At 58.0% G+C, this 6,233-nt stretch carries 5 protein-coding genes; 4 read left to right on the top strand and 1 reads right to left on the bottom strand.

Annotated elements, in window-relative coordinates:
* A partial coding sequence (locus WCB02_RS23215) for a GAF domain-containing sensor histidine kinase (protein WP_423961808.1) occupies positions 1-1,677 on the top strand: 1,677 nt, incomplete at its 5' end.
* A gap of 269 nt (positions 1,678-1,946) precedes the next feature.
* Here the strand turns inward: WCB02_RS23215 and WCB02_RS23210 are convergent.
* Positions 1,947-2,336, bottom strand: coding sequence for a response regulator transcription factor (locus WCB02_RS23210; RefSeq protein ID WP_423961806.1), 390 nt, complete (start codon positions 2,334-2,336; stop codon positions 1,947-1,949).
* Between the two features lie 200 nt (positions 2,337-2,536).
* On the opposite strand from WCB02_RS23210, the gene WCB02_RS23205 reads away from it, so the two are divergent.
* The 3 genes from WCB02_RS23205 to WCB02_RS23195 all read left to right on the top strand — a co-directional run.
* A complete protein-coding gene (locus WCB02_RS23205; protein ID WP_423961804.1) occupies positions 2,537-3,154 on the top strand; it encodes a response regulator transcription factor in 618 nt (205 codons plus the stop codon).
* Between the two features lie 196 nt (positions 3,155-3,350).
* A complete protein-coding gene (locus tag WCB02_RS23200) occupies positions 3,351-4,832 on the top strand; it encodes an ATP-binding protein (protein ID WP_423961801.1) in 1,482 nt (493 codons plus the stop codon).
* A 135-nt stretch (positions 4,833-4,967) separates the two neighbouring features.
* Positions 4,968-6,233 (top strand): winged helix-turn-helix domain-containing protein (locus WCB02_RS23195; protein ID WP_423961800.1); only part of this gene is annotated, 1,266 nt, incomplete at its 3' end.

Below are 6,233 nucleotides of genomic sequence, written 5' to 3'. Positions count from 1 at the left end.
GAGCTGCATCCATGGCTCGGCGAGGATAAGTTAGTACCCAATCCCACCAACACGATCCGCACGCCGGTCGAGCACCTTCATCTCGCGACCGTGGTCAAGGTGTCGCAAGCGGTTTCAAGTGAAATAGTCCCTGAAAAGTTGGTCGACACGCTCTTGCGCACTGCGCTTGAGCAGGCAGGAGCCGAGCGAGGTCTGCTGATTCTATCGTATGATGGGGAGCCGCGGGTTGCGGCGGAAGCCACGACCAATGCGGAAAAGATCAGTGTTGAACGGCGTAATGATGCCGTGGATAAGGATCTGCTGCCGGAAACCATCCTTCAATATGTCTTGCGCACTCGTGAAAGCGTCATCGTCGATGATGTCGCAACTGAGTCGACGTTTGCCGCCGATCCCTATATCCAGAAGCGACATTCACGATCAATCCTGTGCCTGCCATTGTTCAATCAAGCCAAACTGATCGGCGTTCTCTTTCTTGAAAATCGCCTGGCTGCCGGTGTCTTTGCACCAGCGCGGATCGCAGTACTGAAACTGTTGGCGTCACAGGCGGCAATTTCCCTCGAGAACTCTCGGCTATATGGCGATCTCCAGGAGCAGGAAGCTAAGGTGAGGCGCCTAGTCGACGCCAATATCATCGGGATCGTCTTCTGGGACTTCGAGGGTCGCATCATCGAGGCCAACGATAAGTTTCTCAGCATGACAGGCTTCGACCGGGATGATTTTACCTCTGGCCGCGTGCTGTGGACCGATCTGGTACCGCCGGAAGGACTCAGCCAACTTAAGCGGGCATTGGAACGGCTAATGATCAAGGGAACGATGAAGCCTCGGGAGAGGGAGTATTTGCGCAAGGATGGCAGCCGCGTGCCGGCGCTGATGGGCGCGGCGCTCCTAGAACGTGAGGGTCAGGGCGTCACGTTCTGTCTTGACCTGACCGAACGGAAAGCGACCGAGGAGGCGTTACGCGAGTTGCAGTCGGACTTTGCTCATATGAACCGCGTGAGCACCATGGGAGAACTCGCAGCCTCTCTATCTCACGAAATGCTGCATCCAATCGCGACGGCCCGAAACAACGCCCGCGCCGCGATACGCTTTCTCGATATGAAGCCGCCCGACCTGAATGAGGTGAGGGAAGCACTTGATTGTATCGTCAGGGACATGGACCGAGGCAAGGATATTGTCGTGCGCATGCGTGATCAGATCAAGAAAGCGCCGCCGCGAAAGGAACACTTTGGCGTCAACGATGCAGTCGACGAAGTGATCGTTTTGCTGCGAAGCGCAATCGCCAAGAACAAAATAGCGATCCGCACCGATCTGATGGAAGGTTTAAGTCCCATTCGCGGCGATCGTGTTCAAATACAGCAAGTCTTGGTAAATCTAGTGCTGAACGCGGTCGAAGCAATGAGTGCTGTCGACGACGGGCTGCGAGAACTGACAATACGAACGACGCGACCCGAGACGGATTGCATTGTACTCGCTGTGCAAGATTCGGGACCCGGCATCGATGGGGATATCGAACGGGTTTTCGAACCCTTCTTCAGCACAAAGTCGAGCGGAATCGGCATGGGCCTGTCGATTTGCCAGTCCATTATAAGAGCTCATGGCGGCCGGTTATGGGTAACGCCGAACGAGCCCAGAGGGGCCATATTTCAATTCAGCCTGCCGCTGCAACAGCGGTCATGAACTGGATTTCGGAACATGGGCGAAGGCGTGACAGGGCGCCGGTTGCGGAGACACGAGTACTTACAGGATAGCGGGATCGTGAAGAAGTGTCGCTTGCCCGACATGTCAAGTTGCATCGCACGAAACGGTCATCCGGCCGCCCGCCCGCTACTTTGCATGGGGTTGTTTTCGATATTTTGGATGGCGGGACGGTGATGTGGCCGGCGTGGGTTGCCCCGAGCGAACCGAGCGGGGGCGTGTCTTGATTCACTCTGCCGGTGCGACGAGGCTTATGAATTCTTTTTCGAGGCATGTATCTGAAGCGCGGAACGCAGGCAGTCTTCGAGCTTCTGGTCGTCGACGGGCTTGCCGAGATAGCAGAACACGCCCACCTTCAGGGCCTCGTCCTTGAACGCCTGGTCCGGATAGGCCGTCACGATGATGGTCGGAATCGCGCGCCCCATGCTGACCAGGCGCTTGTGCAGATCGATGCCGGTCATCCCGGGCATGTTGACGTCGGCGACCAGACAGACGGTTTCCGAACATAGAGGTGATGCCAGGAAGTCGGCGGCCGAGCCAAACGCTTCAACGTCGTAGCCGAGCGAGATGATGAGAATGCGCATGGAATCTCGAAATGGCTGATCATCATCGACGACAGATATCAACGTACGGTTCGCCATTCGAACTTCCAAGCACCTTTTCGCGGCCGATAACGGCGCTTAAGCCGTCTGTGCAACTTTTAGCGGGGAACCCGGACAAAGCAATGCTAATACGTCTAAGCTATGGTTTAGCCGGTCGGCTGACTGTTGGACGGCAGCCTGATTGAGCGTAGAGTGATGGTTCTGGCAGTTAAGCACGAGATCGCTCCGGAATATCGCGGATGGCTGACGCAAACCCCAGTGTCCTGGTCATCGATGACGATGCCGAATTCCGCGGCTCGGTCGCGCGGCTGTTGCGCACGGTCGGCTTGCAGGCGCGGGAGTTTTCGTCGGTGCCGGAGTTTCTCAAGGCCGACCCGCCGGAGGGCCCGGTTTGCCTCGTGCTCGATGTGAGGATGCCGGGGCGAAGCGGTCTCGAGCTTCAGCGCGATCTCGCCGCGGCCAATCGGCAGGTGCCCATCATCTTCATCACGGCGCACGCCGACGTTCCGATGACCGTGCAGGCGATGAAGGGCGGCGCGATCGAGTTCCTCACCAAGCCTTTCCGGGACCAGGATCTGCTGGACGCCGTCGAGGCGGGGCTCGCGCGCGACCGCGCTCGCCGCGAGAGCGACAAGGCGTCGGCGGCGATCAGGGGGCGCTTCGACACGCTCTCTTCGCGCGAACGCGAGATACTGGTTCGCGTCATGGCCGGCCGCCTCAACAAGCAGATTGCCGACGAGATCGGCATCACCGAATCCACGGTGAAGGTGCATCGGACCAACCTGATGCGAAAAATGCAGGCGCGCTCGCTTCCCGAGCTCAGCCGGATGGCCGAGGTTCTCAACATCAGGCCATGAAAGACGTGGGGCCGATTTCAGCGCGGATGCACGAAGCGCGGCACCCTTGGTGCAGTGCCTCTAAGCTATAGCTTAGTCCGGGCAACTACGGGCCAAGCTCGTACCACCCACCGCACAATCGACCGCGATCATCCGAAGTGTCACAGTTTGCGACAAGGACTGCAAACATTCCTCTGCCAAATGCACGAGGCCGGCGATGATCATTTCCAGGGAACGTCAAAATTCCGAATTCGAGTATTCTCCGCTGCCTGCGGTCACCGCTTTGGTCGCGCTGCGTCATAGTCCTGCGATGGCAGAAGCCGAATGGCTCGGAGTAACCGAGGAATATCACGCGTTCGCGAGTTTTCGGCTCTACCCCAGGCAAAGAGCATTGTTGCGCAACGACGAATTTGTCGAGATCGGCAGCCGAGCATTCGATGTGCTGCATCTGCTTGTCTCGCGGGCCGGAGAAACCGTCAGCACCCAGGAATTGATGCGCGTCGTATGGTCCAACCTGACCGTCGAAGAAGCGAATCTGCGCGTCCAGATCGGTATTGTCAGGAAAATCCTGTCGCAATGCGAGGCAGCCAGGCGCGCCATCGAAACCGTGCCGTTACGGGGATACAGGTTTATTCTTTCAGTCAGGCATAGTCCCAATGCGATCGTGACGGACGGTTTTGCGAATCGGCCAGAGGTTAGCCTACCGGCCTTGATGAACCCGGTCATTGGTCGCGACGAGGTCATTGTGGCCATCACGACTGCCCTCAAAGAGCGGTCGCTGATAACCATCACAGGGCCGGGAGGTATTGGCAAAACGACGGTCGCGATCGCGACAGCGAACCATTTTGCACGGGATTTTCAGGGCGCGATCGGTTTCGTCGACCTGTCATATCAATCGGACGTCGGCGGAGTGGTATCAGCCATTTCGGAAGCGCTTGCGCTGCGGGTGGAAAGCGATCCGGTCGACGGCCTCTGCGATCGTCTCTGTCAGCGCCGAACGTTGCTGATATTGGATACATGTGAGCATATCGTCGAACCCGTTGCCAGGCTGTCGGAGCAGCTTCTGGCCCGCTGCCAGGATCTTACGCTGCTGATGACCAGCCGCGAGGCGCTGAGAGCGGAGGGGGAGTGGGTACATCGTCTCCCATCTCTCACCTTTCCCGACGAGTGTGATGAAGTCGACGAGAGCAATTTTTTGCAATATTCGGCGATCGCGATGTTTGTTGACCGGGTCAGCCTGACTACCCGGTTCGAGCCGAACGAGCATGACTTTCCCTCGATGGGTGAGATTTGCCGCCGGCTTGACGGAATCCCGCTAGCGCTCGAGTTTGCGGCGGCGCGGGTAGTCGATCTCGGATTGGCTGAAATTGCCGCAAATCTCAATCAGCGGTTTGCGATCTTGACAAGAGGCCGTCGAACGGCCCTGCCGCGGCATCGAACGCTTTCGGCCGCTATCGAGTGGAGCTACGGCCTGTTGTCGCTCAACGAGCAGCACATGTTGCGCTACCTTGCAACTATCGGCGGCTCAATCAGTGCTGCCGATGCGGTCGCCTCCAGAAGCATCACCGGCTGCGAGCATCCGCTGAATTCGCTTGGCTCGCTTTACGAAAAGTCGATACTGACTGTCGAAACGTGGGGGAACGAACCTGTCTATCGGCTTCCGGATACGACCCGGGCGTATGTTGCTGGCCTGGTTTAGCCTTGTTAGTATAGCCGGGGCGCTTCGCAGTTAAAAGGGCGCATCGAGCCGTGCGATTGTACTGTTGTCTTGATATGAACGTGCTGCCGACTGCGGAGTCGCTGCTTCTGGCTGCTCACTAGAAGATTGGACCGCATGTCTGGCCGTGAAATCTCTTTTGGACCATTCCGGTTTGACCCGGCCGGTGGGCAGCTATGGCGTGGGCAGACTAAGATCCGAATCGGCTCGCGCGCGGCCGCAATCCTAGGCGCTTTGCTTGAGACCCCGGGGAAGCTCGTCTCGCGCTCGGAGCTCTACAAGCGCGCATGGCCCGACCGCACGATCGGTGAAGGCAATCTAAGCGTTCAAATTTACGGCCTGCGAAAAGCACTGACCGGACACGGAGACCTAATCTGCGCCGAGGCTTCCCTCGGGTACCGTTTTGTTGGCGACGTGAGGAGGGAGTCTCGACCGGATAACGAGCGTCGGCAGTGCCGGTATGGACGCTCTTACACTGACGATCGGCCGATCGGCCGCGATCTTGCCATCGAGGGCATCGCGAGGATTCTCGGCAACAATCGGCTCGTCACTATCCTTGGGCCGGGCGGCATCGGTAAGACCACTGTAGCTCTCGCCGTGGCAAATCATCTTCACGAAGCTTATTCGGGCGGGATTTGTTTTGTGGATCTCAGCGTTATCTCCGACGAAAACCGGGTTTATGCAGCGCTCACTGGGGCGCTCGATCTGCCAATCCAGATGGCGGCGAGCATCGAACAGGTCATGCTCGCGCTGCATGGCCGACGCCTGCTTCTCATCCTGGATTCATGCGAACATGTCATCGAAACTGTAGCGCTTCTGGTCGAACGCGTCCTTACCGAGGCGCGCGACATCTCGATCCTGGCTACGAGTCGCGAATCCCTGCGAGTAGGAAGTGAGGTCATATGGCGCCTCGATCCCTTGGAAATCCCACCGGCCTCCGTTCGAGCGACGCCTGTAAATATCCTGGAATATTCGTCGGTACGGATGTTTATCAGATACGCACGCTTGGACGACGATATCAGCGCGACGATGGCGGACACGATTGCGGAGATTTGCCGGCGATTGGATGGAATGCCGTTGGCGATCGAACTCGCGGCGTCAATGGTCGAGGTCCTCGGCATCGAAGAGGTGCGCCGTGGACTCGACGAACGGTTTTCCCTGCTAAGGATGGATCGGGAAACCGCAATTCCGCGTCAACGATCACTCGCTGCGACAATCGATTGGTCTTATGGGCTGCTACTGGAAAATGAGCGGACGGTACTTCGGCGCCTGTCTGTCTTCGTCAGATCATTCACACTGGAAGCAGCTATCGCGGTCGCAAGCGATGAGGTGGTAGATGCCATAACCGTACGCGAAGCTGTGGTCGCACTCGCGAATAAATCC

It is taken from the genome of Bradyrhizobium sp. (assembly GCF_049581145.1).
GTDB lineage: Bacteria > Pseudomonadota > Alphaproteobacteria > Rhizobiales > Xanthobacteraceae > Bradyrhizobium.
The sequence above is the reverse complement of the archived record's forward strand: the minus strand, read 5'-3'. Positions and strand labels throughout refer to the sequence as shown.

Coding starts and splice junctions, on each gene's coding strand:
- WCB02_RS23210 (WP_423961806.1), bottom strand. CDS start 2,336: ATGGCGAACCGTACGTTGATATCTGTCGTCGATGATGATCAGCCATTT.
- WCB02_RS23200 (WP_423961801.1), top strand. CDS start 3,351: ATGATCATTTCCAGGGAACGTCAAAATTCCGAATTCGAGTATTCTCCG.
- WCB02_RS23205 (WP_423961804.1), top strand. CDS start 2,537: ATGGCTGACGCAAACCCCAGTGTCCTGGTCATCGATGACGATGCCGAA.